The sequence below is a fragment of the Pseudomonas silesiensis genome, assembly GCF_001661075.1.
Lineage (GTDB): Bacteria > Pseudomonadota > Gammaproteobacteria > Pseudomonadales > Pseudomonadaceae > Aquipseudomonas > Aquipseudomonas silesiensis.
In genome coordinates, this window is sequence record NZ_CP014870.1 from 3,174,164 (window position 1) to 3,189,589 (window position 15,426).

Consider the following 15,426-nt stretch of genomic DNA (forward strand, 5'->3'; position numbering starts at 1 on the left):
TGCGAATCGTTCGATGGGTGGCGGACAAGGAACGGGGCGCACAGGCAACATGACCGAAGACCAGGAAAAAACCCCTGGATCTGGCCAGAAAGGTGGCCAGGCTTCGGGCGGACGCCAGTCCCGCGACGCTGATCAATCGACCAGCGGCGGACAAGGCGCCGGTCGCGGCGGTAACTTTGCCGATGACATGGACAAAACCTCGGGGGCTGACCGTAAAGGAGGTGACCAAGGCCCTGGCGGCGGACGCAAGTCCTGATGCCGTGTAAGTCATATCAAGCCCCGACTGTTTTCGGGGCTTGATTGCTTCACAGAGCAGTTCTCACCGATAAACACTGCGTTGCACAGGTCTCACGCCTATGCCCGCCATCCTCTTGAGCTACCGGTGCAACCCTTGATCCATTCAATCAGAGAACAACTCAAACATGAGCTGACGTAACCAGCGATTGGCCGGGTCCTTGTTGTATCGCGCATGCCAGAATAGATTGATCTCTATTTTCGGCAGTTCCATAGGCGGCGCCAGGACGGCGAGGCCGAACGGTTGTTCGCAACTTCTGGCAAATCGTTCGGGCACTGTTGCCAGCAAGTCCGTACTTTGGAGTATGTGGCCGATCGCGACGAAATGCGGAACCTCCAGGCGTATGTTTCGCTCGATGCCTTCCCGTGCGAGGAAGGTATCGACGACGCCGTGCCCGGTGTTCGCCGCCACCACACGAACGTGGTCATAGCTGCAAAAACGCTCGAGCGTCAACGGTTCGCGGGTGGCTGGATGGCCCTTGCGGCATAAGCAGACGTAGCGATGGTGGAACAGGCGTTGTTGAAAAAAACCCGCTTGCAGGTGAGGAAGCAAGCCGACGGCAAGATCGATCGCGCCGTTCTGCAGACCTTCCGCCAGGGTATCGGTGTTGTTGCGCAGCGTACTGATCGAGCAACCCGGAGCGCGTTCAGCCAGAGCATCCATTAGCCGCGGCATGAAGTAGATTTCACCAATGTCCGTCATTGCCATGGTGAATCTGCGATTGCAATTGAGCGGGTCAAACCTGTCCTGTCGACCGAGTGCATCGCGTAACGTCTGAATGGCTAGCGCAACCGGCTCGGCCAGTTGTCGGGCATAAGGGGTGGGTTCCATTCCCTGGTAGGTGCGCACGAAAAGCTCGTCGTTCAAGGTGGTGCGCAACCGCTTGAGCGCGTTGCTCACCGCTGGCTGGGTCAGTTCAAGATTATCCGCCGCAGTCGAGACCCTGCGGTCGATCAGCAGTTGGTTGAATACCAAAAGAAGATTGAGATCCAGCTCCCGTAATTCCATAACGCCTCGTGCAGGTTGGCTCATGCCAGGGCAATAAACCCGTTGCCCGACGTTGGGTCTGCACCGCTCTGAAAGGGCCGCTGCAAGAGCCGCAAGCCTATCAATTGCCATAGCGTCGCGTCCATCGCAATGGCTGCGTGGCAGGTGCTCGTCCCTGATCTTTATTCACACTCGAAATAACAGGTATGTGGATCACTGCATTTATCCCGCTTGCCGCCTTGGCCATGATCGCTGCAATGCCCAAACTCTGAACGGTATACGTCACTCAAGAACGACACGCCTATCGATCAGGCGTTGGGCAGCGCGCAACCTCCGCAGGTCTTTGAACCTGCGGCTCTATAACAATGACAAAAAGAGCGATGCCATGCGTACGATCGATGTATCAGCCCTGATTGACGGGGCACGTTTCAATGCCTTCCACGCGCGCGTACTGTTCTGGTGCGCGCTGATTATCATCTTCGACGGCTATGACCTGGTCATCTATGGCGTTGTCTTGCCTTCACTGATGGCCGAATGGGGGCTGAGCTCACTGCAAGCTGGAGCCTTGGGTAGCTGTGCGCTGGTAGGCATGATGTTGGGCGCGCTGTTTTTCGGATCAGTGTCTGACCGGATAGGCCGACGCAAAACCATCATGATTTGCGTCACCCTGTTCAGCGGAGTCACAGCGCTCAACGGCCTGGCGCAGACTCCGGAGGCGTTCGCGCTCTGCCGGTTTGTGGCCGGCCTGGGTATCGGCGGGGTCATGCCGAACGTTGTCGCGTTGATGAACGAGTACGCGCCCAAGCGGTCGCGCAGTACCCTGGTTGCACTCATGTTCAGTGGTTACTCGTTAGGGGGGATGTTGTCTGCCGGCCTGGGTATGGTGCTGATCCCCCTGTGGGGCTGGCAAGCGGTGTTCTATGTGGCCTTGGTTCCGCTGTTGGCATTGCCATTTCTGATACGGCAATTGCCCGAGTCGATGGATTTCCTGCTGCGCACCGGGCAGACGATCAAGGCCCAGTCACTATTGGCGCAGGCCGTACCGGATTATGTGCCAGGCGCAGCCGACCAGTTGAACCGCATCGCCGCCAAAGGCTCGAACGTGTCGATTTCACAGCTATTCCAGGAGGGACGCAAGCTGAGCACCTTCATGCTCTGGCTGGCGTTTTTCTGTTGCCTGCTGATGGTCTATGCACTGAGCTCCTGGTTGCCAAAACTCATGAGCGCCGCCGGGTACGGATTGAACTCGAGCCTGGCGTTCCTGGTGGCGCTGAATCTGGGGGCGATCATCGGCGCGGTAGCCGGTGGATGGCTGGGCGATCGAATCGGCATTGGCAAGGTCTTGTTCGTCTTCTTCTGTTGCGGAGCGTTGGCCCTGAGTCTACTTGCGCTCAAGGCGCCATTACCTGTGCTCTATTTGCTCATTGCCGTCGCCGGTGCGTGCACCATTGGCACGCAAATCCTGGCCAACGCCTGTACCGTCCAATACTACCCGCCGCAGATACGGGCCACCGGCCTCGGTTGGGCGATGGGCGTGGGTCGCACCGGTGCAATCATTGGTCCGCTGCTGGGCGGCGCCTTGCATGCCTCTTCGCTGCCGTTACAGGCGAGCTTCCTCATCTTCGCCATTCCGGGATTGGTCGGGGCCATCGCCATTCTGGTTTTTCTGATGCAGAACGCTTCGAGTCGCCAGGGCACGGCGTCCCGGCAATATTCACATTGATGATGCCATGTATTGGAGTTGCGCTATTTATCAATAGCACTGCACTGGCGATGATTGCCCGACTCCAATAACAATCAGCCTCATGGGTACCTTGCTATGCATACTTCTCAATCTACTTTGCACATCGGTATTGTCGGCGGTGGTATCGCTGGTGTGGCATTGGCGCTGGATCTGTGCCGTCATTCCCATCTCAGCGTGCAGTTGTTCGAAGCTGCATCGGCCTTTGGCGAGGTCGGTGCAGGTGTTTCCTTCGGTGCCAACGCGGTTCGTGCCATCGCCGGCCTGGGCATTGCCGAACCCTATCGGCAGATCGCCGACCGCACGCTTGATCCCTGGCAGGATATCTGGTTCGAATGGCGCCGTGGCGAGGATGCCGGCTACCTTGGCGCCAGCCTGGCCGAAGGGGTGGGGCAGTCCTCGGTGCACCGTGCGGATTTTCTCGACGCGTTGGCCCGCCAACTGCCGGAGGGAATTGCGCAATTTGGCAAGCGCGCGGTTAGCGTCGAGCAGGATGACCAACAGGCCCGCGTGTTGTTCACCGATGGCAGCGAACATCGTTGCGATTTATTGATCGCCGCTGACGGCATCAAGTCTTCGATTCGTGACCACGTTCTTCAAGGCCTTGGTCACCCCCTCGCGGCCCCCCGTTTCAGTGGCACCTGTGCCTACCGCGGGATGATCGACAGTCAACAGTTGCGCGCGGCCTACCGGGCCCGTGGTGTCGATGAGCACTTGGTCGACGTCCCGCAGATGTACTTGGGACTTGATGCCCACATCCTCACATTCCCGGTCAAGCAAGGCCGACTGATCAACGTAGTGGCTTTCACTTCCGACCGCAGTCGGCCTGACCCCGCCTGGCCGAGCGACTCCCCTTGGGTGCGTAATGCCAGCCAGGAAGAGATGCTTGCAGCCTTCACCGACTGGGGCGACGCGGCGCGTGTGCTGCTCGAGTGCATCCCGTCACCCACCCTTTGGGCTCTGCATGAACTCGAAGAGCTGCCAGGTTACGTACACGGCCGCGTAGGGCTGATCGGCGATGCTGCCCACGCAATGTTGCCGCATCAGGGGGCCGGCGCAGGGCAGGGGTTGGAAGACGCCTGGCTCCTGGCCCGCTTGCTGGCGGACCCACAAGTGCTGGCAAGCCGGCCGCATTCTGTGCTGGAAGCCTATGACGCTAGTCGCCGTCCACGCGCCTGTCGTGTGCAGCGCACCTCCTGGGAAGCCGGTGAACTCTACGAACTGCGTGATCCTGTCGTCGCCGATAACGAACAGCTGCTGGGTAAAACCCTCGCGGAGCGTTTCGAGTGGCTGTGGGATCACGACATGCAGTCCGACCTGCAACAGGCTCGCAACCAACTGGGTTGGAAAGTACTCGCCTGAAATTTGAACTCGCATGCCAGATCCGCCGGAGTAGTTCAGCTGTACTGGCTCGCCGAACCACCAGCTGATTTGCGCTTTCCAGCGTGGGTCAGCTGATAGGCAATCGCCAACCAAATGAACCACCCCGGCATGACCATCAAGGCAATACGGGTGTCTGGCCTTAATGCCAGCAAACAGAGGACAAAGCCCAGGAACGCCAGGGAGAACCAGGCCATCGGCACGCCCCCGGGCATTTTGTAGGCCGATTGCGCATGCAGGTCGGGCCGGCTTCTGCGGTAGGCAATGTACGACGCGAGGATGGTCGACCAGGTGAAAATCACGAGGATCGCCGACACGGTCGAGACGATGGTGAACGCTGTCATGACTTCCGGAACGATGAACAGCAACAGGACGCCCACCAGCATCAACAGTGTGGTGAACGCCAGGCTCGCCAGGGGTACGCTACTGCTCGACAGGCGTCGGAAAATCCCTGGCGCATTGTCCTGGTTCGCCAGCCCGAACAACATGCGGCTGGACGAAAATACGCCGCTATTGGCCGAAGAGGCGGCAGACGTCAACACCACGAAATTGACGATACCGGCTGCTGCGGGAAACCCTGCCACCAGGAACAGTTCGACGAAGGGGCTCTTGTTGGGCGAAACCTGGTGCCAGGACGTCACCGCAATGATGCAGGCCAGCGCCAGCACATAAAACAGGATGATTCTCAGCGGAATCGAGTTGATGGCCTTGGGCAGTGTCTTCTCGGGGGAGCGGGTTTCCGCGGCGGCGATGCCGATCAGTTCGGTGCCGGCAAATGAGAAGATTGCCATCTGAAAACCGGCAAAAAAACCGAACAGGCCGTTGGGGAAAGTTGCCTGTTTGTCCAGCAGGTGGCCCAGGGATGCCGTGACGCCATTGGGGGAGACAAAGGAGCTGGCGATCAGCACCAGGCTGACGCCAATCAGGGTCACGACGGCAATGATCTTGCTGATCGCGAACCAGAATTCCACTTCACCGAACAGCCTGACCGTCAGCACGTTCAAGGCAAACAGCGTCATCAGCATACCGATGGCTGGTATCCAGGCGGGTACACCGGGGAACCAGTATTGAAAGAAGCCGCCGACCACCACGGCATCGCCTATCACCGCGACGCTCCAACTGAGCCAGTACGACCAGCCGAGGAAGAATGCCGCCCGCGGGCCCAGGTAGGTACCGGCAAAATCCGCGAAGCTTTTGAAGTTCAGGTTGGAAAGCAACAGTTCGCCCATGGCGCGCATGACGAAGAAGACGAACATCCCGATGATCATATAGATGAGGATGATCGATGTGCCGGAGAGGGCAATGATCTTGCCGGAGCCCATGAACAGGCCGGTACCGATGGCACCTCCCATGGCCATCAGCTGGATGTGACGATTGCTGAGCGTGCGCTGCAGCGCGGGTTGTTCAACCCGATCGGACGAAGTCGATTTCATTACAAAACCTCTTGATTTTATGTTTTTGAGTTTTGGCAGAAAGTGGCTGGCTAGCGTTCTTGTTAGAGATGCAAGGCTACTGACGGTGGGTGGCAGGGCTTCGCGTTCACGACAGGGTGAGTTGCCCCTTGGCACGTTGCTCAGGGGCATCACCCAGGGCTATCAGCTGGCCGTGCGCAGTCGCGAGGCAATGATGGCTGGCTGCTGATCAAGCAATTGGTAGAGGTTTTTTATGTTGGCAGGCGTTGGTACCAGATGGATGCGCTCACCGATCGCATGCTCCCGCGCCAGGTCGTGCATGTAGCGCAGTGACGAAAAGTCTTCGAGGGCGAAACCCACCGAGTCGAACACGGTGACCTGAGCGTCGTTCTCGCGCCCCGGGACTTCGCCCAGAACAATCCGGAAGAACTCGACGACGGGAAAGTCGGGCTCCAGCTGTTGAATATCGCCTTCGATGCGGGTTTGAGGTTCAAACTCGACGATAACCCGGGCATTGCGCAGGATCTCGGCGTGCAGTTCGGTTTTCCCCGGGCAGTCGCCGCCGACGGCATTGATATGCATGCCGGGCTCGATCATCTCGGGCGTCAGAATCGTTGCATAGGCCTTGTCGGCGGTGACCGTGGTGACGATGTGCGCGCCCTTGACCGCGGCCTGTACCGAGTCGGCCAGAATCACCTCGATATCCGGGAAGGCGGACAGGTTGTGCTTCAACTTGAGTGAAGCGTCGCGGTCGATATCGAAGATGCGGATTTGCTTGATGGACAGCATTTCGTGGAAGGCCAGGGCCTGGAATTCGCTCTGGGCGCCATTGCCAATGATTGCCATGATACTTGCACCCGGCCGAGCCAGGGACTGCGCGACCAGGGCGGAAGTCGCGGCAGTGCGCACGGCGGTGGTCAGCGTCAGTTCGCTGAGCAAGGTTGGATAGCCGCTGTGGACATCGGCCAGGACACCGAAGGCCATGACCGTCAGCAAGTTCCTTTGACCGTTGTCCGGGTGACCATTGACGTATTTGAACGAGTATTGTCGGCCATCGTCGGTCGGCATCAACTCGATCACACCGTCGGCCGAATGATTGGCGGTGCGGGGCGACTTATCGAACTGCGCCCAGCGTGAGTAGTCCGCTGCGATGTAAACCGCCATGTCGCGGATCGCCCGACGGATGCCCACCTTGGCGAACAGGCGTGCGGCTTGATCGACGTCTATAAAAAGAGTCATGTTGTTATTCTCCGATCCAATAGTTGAAGCGCTGCGATTCAGGGGAAAACTCAGGCACGTTTGCTCTCGTAGCCATGCAGCACGTTGACTGCATTGATCCCGATTTCATCGACCATGTAGCCGCCTTCCATCACGAACAGGGTGGGGCAACCCACATCCGCGATCAGCTCGCCAATGCCGATGAAATCCTCACTTTCCAGCAGGAAGTGACTGATGGGGTCGTCCTTGAACGTGTCGACGCCCAGTGAAACAACCAGTACTTCAGGGGCAAATTGCTGGAGTTTCTTGCAGGCGTGGAGCAGGGCGGTGCGGTAGCTTTCCCAGGTGGTGTTCTTCGGCAGCGGATAGTTCAGGTTGCAACCTTCGCCGTGGCCAACGCCGACTTCGTGGCTGAAACCCGAGTAATACGGATAAGACACCGCCGGCTCACCGTGCAACGAGACAAACATGACGTCGCCGCGCCCGTAGAAAATGTTCTGGGTGCCGTTGCCATGATGAAAGTCGACATCCAGTACCGCGACACGTTTGGCGCCTTGAGTAATGGCCTGCTGCGCGGCAATGGCGGCGTTGTTCAGATAGCAATAGCCGCCCATGTATTCACGCGCTGCGTGATGGCCGGGCGGACGGCACAGGGCAAAGGCACTGTCGTGGCCTTCATCGATCAACGCCAGCCCGGTCAGCGCGATATCGGCGCTGGTTTTTACCGCTTGCCATGTCGTGGCGGTAATGGGCGAGCCGGCGTCCATCGCGTAAAAACCCAGCTTGCCATCGATGAACGTCGGCACGTGCTCGTTGGCCAGATCGCGCACTGGCCATACCAGCGGCAAGGCATCGTGGGTGCGTCCGGTGGCGCACCACTCAGACCAGGCGGTCTCCAGGAAGGTGACGTAGCGCTCGCTGTGCGCGTTGACATAGCACGACCGGTCAAATGCTCGCGGCTCGATGATCTGGCCAAGCCCTACCTGCTTGACCCGTTTATGCACGGTATCGGCCCGGCTGGGCTGTTCGAAGGACGGCTTGAGCACGCCGTCTTTCAATTCGGTGCCATGGTGCAAACGGTGGGAATCACTGAAAACTGTAAACATTCTGCGCATCCGTTGAGGTGAACCAGTGCAAATATTTTGTTCTGGTACGGCGGCGCTTTCTTTGCTTTATGTTCAGGGTTTGGTAGATTTTTCGGGAGAATTTACTTGGGAATGGCGTAATGCAGAAAAAAATATCCAAGCGCATCAGTCTCGACGACACCGACCTGGCGATTCTCGCGTTGCTGCAGGAAGACGCGAGCATTTCCAACGCCGAGCTCAGTGAGCGGCTGTCGCTGAGCCTCACGCCGTGCTGGCGGCGTCGTAAGCGGATGGAGGAGGCGGGCGTGATCAAGGGCTACCAGGCCAACCTTGATCGACGGATGCTGGGGCTGGATATCATGGCGTTCGTGCACATCCGTTTCTCCACCCACGCCGATCACGCGCCCGACGCCTTCGAGGCGGTGATTGCGCAATTGCCTGAAGTGCTGTCCTGTCACAAGATCACCGGGGATGCCGATTACGTGCTGCAAGTGTTGGCAGAGGATCTGGATAGCTACAGTGATTTCATTGAGCAGGTGCTCAGGCGCCAGGTGGGGATTGCGTCCATTCAATCCAGTCTGGCTTTACGGGAGGTCAAGGCCAGTAGCCGGATTGCGATACCAAAATCGAGTAAGGACTAAGCGGACAAGGGTTGGGTCACCTGCTGAAAGGTGCAGTCGACGCACCTTCGTGCACAGCTCTCGGATTTTTCCTACCGCTGGACGGGAGTTGCCTGCTTTGCGGGTGTTGAAGGAAAGGAGACAGTAATAGATGCGCAGCCCACATTACCTGACAAAGCTTCACGCACCAGGACTGACCCGTGAGTCGTAAAGGAAGACCAAGCATGCCACCACTGTCTATGAATCGAGCCAGCCTTGAGCAGTTGCACCGTGAAGTAGCCGCTCTGGCCGAGGAAATGAGCAGGCCGGCGCCGACTGCGGCCCGCGCTTTTCTGCTGCCTTTCTGCATCGGTGTTGCGTTCGCCCTTACGACTTTTGTCGTCGTCGCTCTACTGGCCAGAATGGTCTGAGCGCTCGCTCATCAATCATTTATCGGCCCCTTCAACACATTTTGAGTTCGCTTGTTTAAGCGCCCTACAGCTTACTTCCTGTGAACTACAAGACCTTGCGTCGTTGCCTACAGGTACGCCAGAATCCGCCGGCTTGTGCGCCTTGGGGTTGCTCGGTAACTTGATTCGCGTCACTGCCCATCAGTGATCGGGTTTAGTAGCCCGTGGCTAAATCTAAGATGTACAACACTACTATCAGCCGGGCTTTTCGCCCGCATTTGATGGTGGCTGTACGCAGGGCGTCCTTGGGCGCGCCGGCTTCTTAGATTCCCCGGTCTACTAACCTGCGTACAGCTGCCACCCCTTTTTTAGTAGAGAAGGAGTGGGAGCCCACATCAGGAATCTAAGACATGTTCAAGGTCACGCCCAATCCGCCGGACACCGATCCGGTATCCCGATACGAATCCGCTTCAAACAAACTCAACGAGGCCGCCGACCGGGCCCTCGACGCCCACTTTCCCTCGACTGCCGACATCAAAGCCACACCGCGTACACCCAACACACTGTTTACCGTGGACCCGAACGCCACAACCGAAACCCTGGTGGTTTATCTGGTAGAGACCCTGGCGTCGGTCGATGTGATGGTGCATCAATTGGTGGATCATCTGGAGGGCGGCTCGCGCAATGCGCTGCTGGGTATTTCGAACAGCGTGATGCTGGCGGAGATCACTGCAAACCGGGTGCTGGATCAGATCGATCCGCCTGAGTAGTTATTCCAACGGCAAAATCCGTATGCCTGTTTGACGGACATCTTTATGCGCCTGCCGGATCAAGTAAGCGTCTGGAGAAGTCACCTTCCTGACTCCAGCATTAAGGGCGATGGTGTCTGCGTTTTGATCGGACACAATTACCCTTAACGCCATAACGCGGTCGAAAATCAGATAAGGCCACGGGCATGGACGCTCGAACTGGTTGTTCGCCGGATCGCTACGCAGCGGCAAACGGGCGGCAGCAATCATGAGCTTGATCCAGTCTGCCCGCATGAATGGGCATGATCCGTATGCGTACCTGAAGGACGTTCTTACCCGGCTGCCAACGCAGCGGGCGAGTGAGATCGCTCGACTGCTGCCATATCAGTGGGGCACTGTTAATTTATCGGAGATGGCAACTTTTTAGAGTGGCTGAAAGCGAAATGACAAAAGAGACGGCACGTTACATCTTGATCACAGGCGCGGCAGGTACCGGCACCACGACCTTAGCGGATGCTTTAGCAAAGGAACTGAGCACAACTCACCTGGAAGCAGATGATTTTTTGTGGCTGCCCAGTAGCCCGCCATATCAGCATCTGGCAGACAAAACGCAACGAGGAGAGCGCTTGCTACAAGAAATGCGCTCTCATGGTCGTGCAGTGGTTGCCGGATCAGTAATGGGCTGGGGTCAATCGCTTGAGAGCGAATTTGATCTTGTGGTGTTCCTTTATCTTCCTGTTGAACTCAGATTAGAGAGACTAAAACGTCGAGAGGTAAAACGCTTCGGTCAAGCAAAGCCGGAGTTTCTGGCTTGGGCAGCTCAGTATGATGAGGGGGGCGTCCCTGGACGTAGCTTGGCCAGGCATCAGGAATGGTTGTCTGCGCTTACTTGTACTGTCTTAAAGCTTGAGGGGGACATATCCGTTACAGATCGGGTACGGCAAATACTGGATGCAGTCGACTGACTGAACCACACACCGTCAGTCATGTGAAGGTGTGTTGGCTATACGCTTACGGATCAAATTCGGTTTATGTACAGAAGGGCCCTGTAGGAGCGAGCTTGCTCGCGATGGACTCAATAGCGCCGCGTTTAACCAGCGAACACGCGTTATCGTTAACGACCATCGTCGGAACGCCGCCCGGAGCAAGCTCGCTCCTACAGGGGCCGCATTCGCTTAACTGACTGGCAGTACCCTCGAAGGGCCCTTTTTTTGAACGCTGTTTGGTCCAGGCGCTACCGCGAGCTCTGTAATAACTCAAGCAGTGTGTCATTTACAGAAGAATGCTTCTCGGTGTGCCTGAATCGCCAATGTCGTTTCTGGCAAGTACAACTGGTTGGGATGGGCCTCCAGGTAATTAACGACGATTCGCACACTGTCTTTGTTGTTCACCGCCGGTGAAACGCAGATGCGTTGCTCTTTGGGTAAAAGATCGGCGTATGCGACCAGCGTCTGGCGAACACCTTGGACCAGCCCAATGCACAACCCACTTTCAAAGGCACTGTAGTCGTCCGTTGGAATCTTCTGACCGATCATTTTGCACGCCATGAGCAAGTTGTGCCCATCTGCCAGGGCCTGGCCACAACTCAACAGCGATACCAGTGCGATCAGTCCGATTCGTTTTATCAAAGTGAAATCTCCCATGACCCGGTAGATGCTAGCCGTTGGGGAGCAATGCTGAAGGCCACATAAACAAAACCGATTGCCATATAAGATTTTCGCAAGGCACCGCACCAAACCCCATTACGCTTTCTCTGTAAAGCTGATAAGAAAAACCGATACCTATGCAAGTAATTCCCAGAGGCGGGACGGACAGTTGCAGCTTTAGAGTCATGCCCAGCATTCGGTTGAGCCTTGGTCTGGATCTGCCCGGAGGTCGAAGTCAGCTCGTCGCTTGCTCGCGGATCACCCGGCGAATCATGTCCATCAGGGCTTTCGCCACCGGAGAGTGCAGGCAGCCGTTGCGGTAAGTCAGGCCGATGGCGCGGGTGGTCTGTTTCAATGTCAGCGGCAGGATGCACAGTTCGCCGGAGGCAATCTCCTGTTCCAACTGGTGGGCGGACACTGCCGCGAGCATGTCCGAACGCAGCAACAGGCCTCGAATGATCGCCATGTCGCCGCTTTCCACCCTCGGCCGGGGAGGTGCAATGCCGAACCGGGTGAAGCATTCGTCGAGCATCTGCCGGGCGGGCGATCCTGCCCTGGGCAGTACCCATTGGGCGGTGCCGAGCTCTTTGTGCAAGGCTGTTTTTTTGTAGAACGGGTGACCACGCCGCGCCACCACGACCATTTCCTCCGTGAGTAATACTTCACCGGTCAGGTCGCTGGCGTAGGCCTGGGATCGCAGGGCGCCAAAAATGAAGTCGACATCGCCGGCTCGCAACTCGGTCGCCAGCAGATCGAATGGGCTTTCGTTGGTGATCACTTGGGTGGCCGGGTGTTCGGCCATCAAGCGCATGATGGCTTCGGGCAAAATGCGCGTACGCCCCAAGGGCAGGGCCCCGACATGTACTACGCCTTGCAAGGCTCCGCGCATGGAGGTGATATCGGTTTCGATATGGCGTAACTCATTCAGCGCCCGGCGGATCGGGAACAGGATTTCATTGCAGGCACGGGTCGGTTGCAAACCGCGAGGCGTGCGCTCGAACAATGATTGGCCGCAGCCATTTTCCATGACCTTGATGGTTGAGCTGATCGCCGGCTGGCTAAGACCCAGCAAGCTGGCTACCGTCTGCATATGGTGGGTTTCACAGAGTTTGACGAACACCTGCAGGCGCCTGTTCTGAAACAGGTAAAGCGGTTCGACCGCACGCTTCTCGTCGCTACCCAATAATCGCGGCACGCCTCCCAGCTCGGCCAGCACCCGACGCGCCCGAGGCAATAGCCGTGCACCGTAATCGGTCAAACGCATACCATTGGGGTGACGTTCGAACAACGGCACCTCCAGTCGGGCCTCCATCTCGGAAATCGATCGGGTCACCACTGATTGAGCCCGATACAGGGCGACCGAAGCTTTGGAAACGCTGCCATGGTCGGCGACCCGGACAAAGGCTCGCACATGCATCAGGCTGGGAAGTTCATGGATCTCCATGGGGAGCGTACTCTGCGGATCGATGTTCGAACGTGACTATGCATCGCCTGTTTGGCTACAGGCAATAAAAAAAAAGCATACCTGGAATGCGAAAAACCGATGAAGCGTTAGCTCACGCCTGGAGGCGCTGACCCACCCAAATCCAAAGGTTAGACCTTAGCGATAGCGATCCTCAGAGTGCGTACAGCAAACACAAATGCGAATACGTATCAAAAGCTAAAAACATGGTATACCATGCGTCGCGATTTTGGCACGTATGCCGTCCTATTTGGCTGTTTTCAAGAGGTTCCTAGATGCGTCGTACTCTGGTCTCCATTTGTGTGCTTCAGGCGTTTTCCGCTGCTTGCTGGGCGGAGCAAGCTACAAACGATAAAAACAGCCTGGAGCTGCAAGCGACCGACATTGTCGGTACGGCGGAGTATGAAACGGCTCAGGGGCCGGTGAAGGGCTACCGTGCAACGCGTTCCGTCAGCGCGACGCGCACCGATACTTCAATTCATGAAACGCCGCAGTCCATCAGCGTGGTAACCAAAGATGTGGTTGAGGATATCGGGGCTACCCGGCTTCAGGATGCCCTCGACTACGCCGGCGGGGTGGGACGCGCCAACAACTTCGGCGGCCAGGGGTTGACCACCTTCACTGTGCGTGGATTTACCACCGGCGAGTTCTATCGCAACGGCTTTCCGATCAACCGCGGGTATCCGAACATGCCAGACGCGAACACCATCGAGCGCCTGGAAGTTCTGCGGGGCCCCGCGACCACTCTCTATGGCCGGGGCGATCCTGGTGGCACATTCAACGTGGTCTCCAAACAGCCTCTGGCTGAACGTACCGTAACGCTGGGCAGCCAGGTCGATGATCAGGGAATGACACGTGGCACGCTCGATGCCTCCGGCCCGCTCGATGAAGAGGGCCGTCTGGCCTATCGCTTGAACGTGGTGGGAGAGGGCGGTGATACCTTCCGCGATCATGTCGAGACCGAACGTTACGGCGTGACCCCGGTTATTTCCTGGCAGGTCGACGACGACACCAAGGTGATCTTCGAGGGCGATTTCATGCGCAACAATCATCCGCTGGATCGCGGCGTGACGCGCTATCCGAATCAGATTGGCACCGCGTCCCGTGACACATTCTTTGGTGAAAAAGACGTCGGCAAATTGCACAACGACAACAACATGGCCCAACTGCGATTTGAGCACTTCCTGAGTGACAACTGGACACTTGGCGGTGGTTTTCAGTGGCTTGATGGCACCTTGCAGGGCAATGCCATTGAAGCGAACGGTGTCGCCGCCGATGGGCGCACGCTGGGACGCAACTTCAATTATCGCAAACTGGAGTGGACGGACAAGGACACTCAACTGAACCTCACCGGGCATTTCTCGGCCGGTGGTTTCGATCACACCTTGTTAACCGGTATCGAGTACGAGAATTATGACTACAAGTCGATCATTCAGCGTTCCAGTGGTGCCGTCAGTGCCTACCCGATTGATATCTTCGACCCGGTGTACGGCCAACCTCGCCCGACCCTGACCCGCACACCGACCAACGATAAGGAAAACCTCAAGACATACGCGGCCTTCGTCCAGGATCAGGTGGCATTGACTGACCGGTTGAAGGTGTTGGCGAGCGCCCGTTTCGAGCGCTTCGAGCATGAATACGAAAGCTTCGTGCCAGGTGGCAGAAGCTGGGAGGCGAGCGACAATGCCGTGACGCCTCGTTTCGGCGTGCTTTATGACCTTACCGAAACCGTGGCGATTTACGCCGATACAGCGCGTTCATTCAAGCCTAATTCCGGGGCCAGTCGACTGCGTGGTGGCTTCGACCCGGAAAAGGGCAAGTCTTATGAGATGGGTATCAAATGGGAAGCGTTGGATCGCCAGCTGAGTGTTGACGCGGCGATCTACCAGATTGAAAAACGCAATGTCCTCACCACCGATCCTGTGGACTCGACCTTCAGCGTGGCGGCGGGCGAGGTGCGCAGCCGTGGCTTTGATTTGAACGTGGCGGGCAATGTAACCCCCGAGTGGCGGGTGATTGGCGGCTATGCCTATGTCGACGCCGAGGTTACCAAGGACAATGTGATCCCGTCGGGCACCCGGCTAATGAACATTCCGAAAAACAGCTTCAGCTTGCTCAACGTTTACGAATTCCAGGAGGGCAACTTGAAAGGGCTGGGTGTAGGGGTGGGAGGCAAGTACGTGGATGAACGCGCCGGTCAGACCGCTGCCACGGCGTTTTCGATGGGCAGTTATACCGTTGTCGATCTGCTCGGCTTCTACAAGGTCAATGACAAGGTAAGGCTTAATCTCGATGTGAAGAACCTGTTCGATCGTGACTATGAAGAGGGTGCCTTCGGTAATGTCTATGCCTACCCGGGTGAACCGAGAACCGTTCAGGTCGGCATTTCCTACACGCTCTAAACCATCCGTAGCTATGTTTAAAACCGGAAGGCCTTGTATG

The 15,426-nt window shown here is 57.4% G+C and carries 13 protein-coding genes and 1 pseudogene; 8 read left to right on the forward strand and 6 right to left on the reverse strand.

From position 1 onward, the window contains the following. Window positions 1-400: 400 nt before the first annotated feature. Window positions 401-1,303 carry a LysR family transcriptional regulator gene (locus PMA3_RS14235; RefSeq protein ID WP_064677750.1) on the reverse strand — a complete coding sequence of 301 codons (903 nt, stop codon included), beginning with the start codon at window positions 1,301-1,303 and terminating at the stop codon, window positions 401-403. 364 nt (window positions 1,304-1,667) lie between these two features. Between PMA3_RS14235 and PMA3_RS14240 the strand changes: the two genes are divergently transcribed. Beyond that, window positions 1,668-3,005 (forward strand): MFS transporter, encoded by a 1,338-nt coding sequence (locus tag PMA3_RS14240; RefSeq protein WP_064677751.1) that lies wholly within the window; start codon window positions 1,668-1,670, stop codon window positions 3,003-3,005. Between the two features lie 96 nt (window positions 3,006-3,101). Beyond that, complete coding sequence (salA, locus tag PMA3_RS14245) at window positions 3,102-4,385, forward strand: salicylate 1-monooxygenase (protein WP_064677752.1); 1,284 nt, start codon at window positions 3,102-3,104, stop codon at window positions 4,383-4,385. Between the two features lie 35 nt (window positions 4,386-4,420). Here the strand turns inward: salA and PMA3_RS14250 are convergent, their stop codons facing one another. The 3 genes from PMA3_RS14250 to PMA3_RS14260 all read right to left on the reverse strand — a co-directional run bounded on the left by PMA3_RS14250 (window position 4,421) and on the right by PMA3_RS14260 (window position 8,139). After that, window positions 4,421-5,836: an amino acid permease gene (locus tag PMA3_RS14250; protein WP_064677753.1), complete on the reverse strand. Its 1,416-nt coding sequence runs from the start codon at window positions 5,834-5,836 to the stop codon at window positions 4,421-4,423. A 162-nt stretch (window positions 5,837-5,998) separates the two neighbouring features. Then, on the reverse strand, window positions 5,999-7,054 hold the full coding sequence (locus tag PMA3_RS14255) for an ornithine cyclodeaminase (protein WP_064677754.1): 1,056 nt from the start codon (window positions 7,052-7,054) through the stop codon (window positions 5,999-6,001). 50 nt (window positions 7,055-7,104) lie between these two features. Then, window positions 7,105-8,139, reverse strand: a complete 1,035-nt coding sequence (locus PMA3_RS14260) for a histone deacetylase family protein (RefSeq protein ID WP_064677755.1) — start codon at window positions 8,137-8,139, stop codon at window positions 7,105-7,107. Between the two features lie 119 nt (window positions 8,140-8,258). Between PMA3_RS14260 and PMA3_RS14265 the strand changes: the two genes are divergently transcribed. The 5 genes and pseudogenes from PMA3_RS14265 to PMA3_RS14285 all read left to right on the forward strand — a co-directional run bounded on the left by PMA3_RS14265 (window position 8,259) and on the right by PMA3_RS14285 (window position 10,841). After that, window positions 8,259-8,759, forward strand: coding sequence for an Lrp/AsnC family transcriptional regulator (locus tag PMA3_RS14265; protein WP_064677756.1), 501 nt, complete (start codon window positions 8,259-8,261; stop codon window positions 8,757-8,759). Between the two features lie 203 nt (window positions 8,760-8,962). Next, the gene (locus PMA3_RS14270; protein ID WP_064677757.1) at window positions 8,963-9,148 is read left to right on the forward strand and encodes a hypothetical protein; all 186 of its coding nucleotides are present in this window, start codon (window positions 8,963-8,965) and stop codon (window positions 9,146-9,148) included. A gap of 389 nt (window positions 9,149-9,537) precedes the next feature. Next, a complete protein-coding gene (locus PMA3_RS14275; protein ID WP_064677758.1) occupies window positions 9,538-9,897 on the forward strand; it encodes a DUF6124 family protein in 360 nt (119 codons plus the stop codon). Between the two features lie 150 nt (window positions 9,898-10,047). Beyond that, window positions 10,048-10,303 (forward strand): annotated as a pseudogene (locus tag PMA3_RS30750) (transposase domain-containing protein); the annotation flags it as partial. A 1-nt stretch (window position 10,304) separates the two neighbouring features. Then, complete coding sequence (locus PMA3_RS14285; RefSeq protein ID WP_237140717.1) at window positions 10,305-10,841, forward strand: AAA family ATPase; 537 nt, start codon at window positions 10,305-10,307, stop codon at window positions 10,839-10,841. A 303-nt stretch (window positions 10,842-11,144) separates the two neighbouring features. On the opposite strand, the gene PMA3_RS14290 is transcribed toward PMA3_RS14285, so the two are convergent. Further along, the gene (locus tag PMA3_RS14290; protein ID WP_064677761.1) at window positions 11,145-11,504 is read right to left on the reverse strand and encodes a Rap1a/Tai family immunity protein; all 360 of its coding nucleotides are present in this window, start codon (window positions 11,502-11,504) and stop codon (window positions 11,145-11,147) included. Window positions 11,505-11,757: 253 nt separating this feature from the next. After that, window positions 11,758-12,966 carry a LysR family transcriptional regulator gene (locus PMA3_RS14295; protein ID WP_064677762.1) on the reverse strand — a complete coding sequence of 403 codons (1,209 nt, stop codon included), beginning with the start codon at window positions 12,964-12,966 and terminating at the stop codon, window positions 11,758-11,760. 293 nt (window positions 12,967-13,259) lie between these two features. Between PMA3_RS14295 and PMA3_RS14300 the strand changes: the two genes are divergently transcribed. Next, entirely contained in the window at window positions 13,260-15,386 is a 2,127-nt protein-coding gene (locus PMA3_RS14300; protein ID WP_064677763.1) for a TonB-dependent siderophore receptor, read from the forward strand. Window positions 15,387-15,426: the final 40 nt, after the last annotated feature.

Coding starts and splice junctions, on each gene's coding strand:
- PMA3_RS14255 (WP_064677754.1), bottom strand. CDS start 7,054: ATGACTCTTTTTATAGACGTCGATCAAGCCGCACGCCTGTTCGCCAAG.
- PMA3_RS14270 (WP_064677757.1), top strand. CDS start 8,963: ATGCCACCACTGTCTATGAATCGAGCCAGCCTTGAGCAGTTGCACCGT.
- PMA3_RS14250 (WP_064677753.1), bottom strand. CDS start 5,836: ATGAAATCGACTTCGTCCGATCGGGTTGAACAACCCGCGCTGCAGCGC.
- PMA3_RS14235 (WP_064677750.1), bottom strand. CDS start 1,303: ATGGAATTACGGGAGCTGGATCTCAATCTTCTTTTGGTATTCAACCAA.
- PMA3_RS14265 (WP_064677756.1), top strand. CDS start 8,259: ATGCAGAAAAAAATATCCAAGCGCATCAGTCTCGACGACACCGACCTG.
- PMA3_RS14260 (WP_064677755.1), bottom strand. CDS start 8,139: ATGTTTACAGTTTTCAGTGATTCCCACCGTTTGCACCATGGCACCGAA.
- salA (WP_064677752.1), top strand. CDS start 3,102: ATGCATACTTCTCAATCTACTTTGCACATCGGTATTGTCGGCGGTGGT.
- PMA3_RS14275 (WP_064677758.1), top strand. CDS start 9,538: ATGTTCAAGGTCACGCCCAATCCGCCGGACACCGATCCGGTATCCCGA.
- PMA3_RS14240 (WP_064677751.1), top strand. CDS start 1,668: ATGCGTACGATCGATGTATCAGCCCTGATTGACGGGGCACGTTTCAAT.
- PMA3_RS14295 (WP_064677762.1), bottom strand. CDS start 12,966: ATGGAGATCCATGAACTTCCCAGCCTGATGCATGTGCGAGCCTTTGTC.
- PMA3_RS14300 (WP_064677763.1), top strand. CDS start 13,260: ATGCGTCGTACTCTGGTCTCCATTTGTGTGCTTCAGGCGTTTTCCGCT.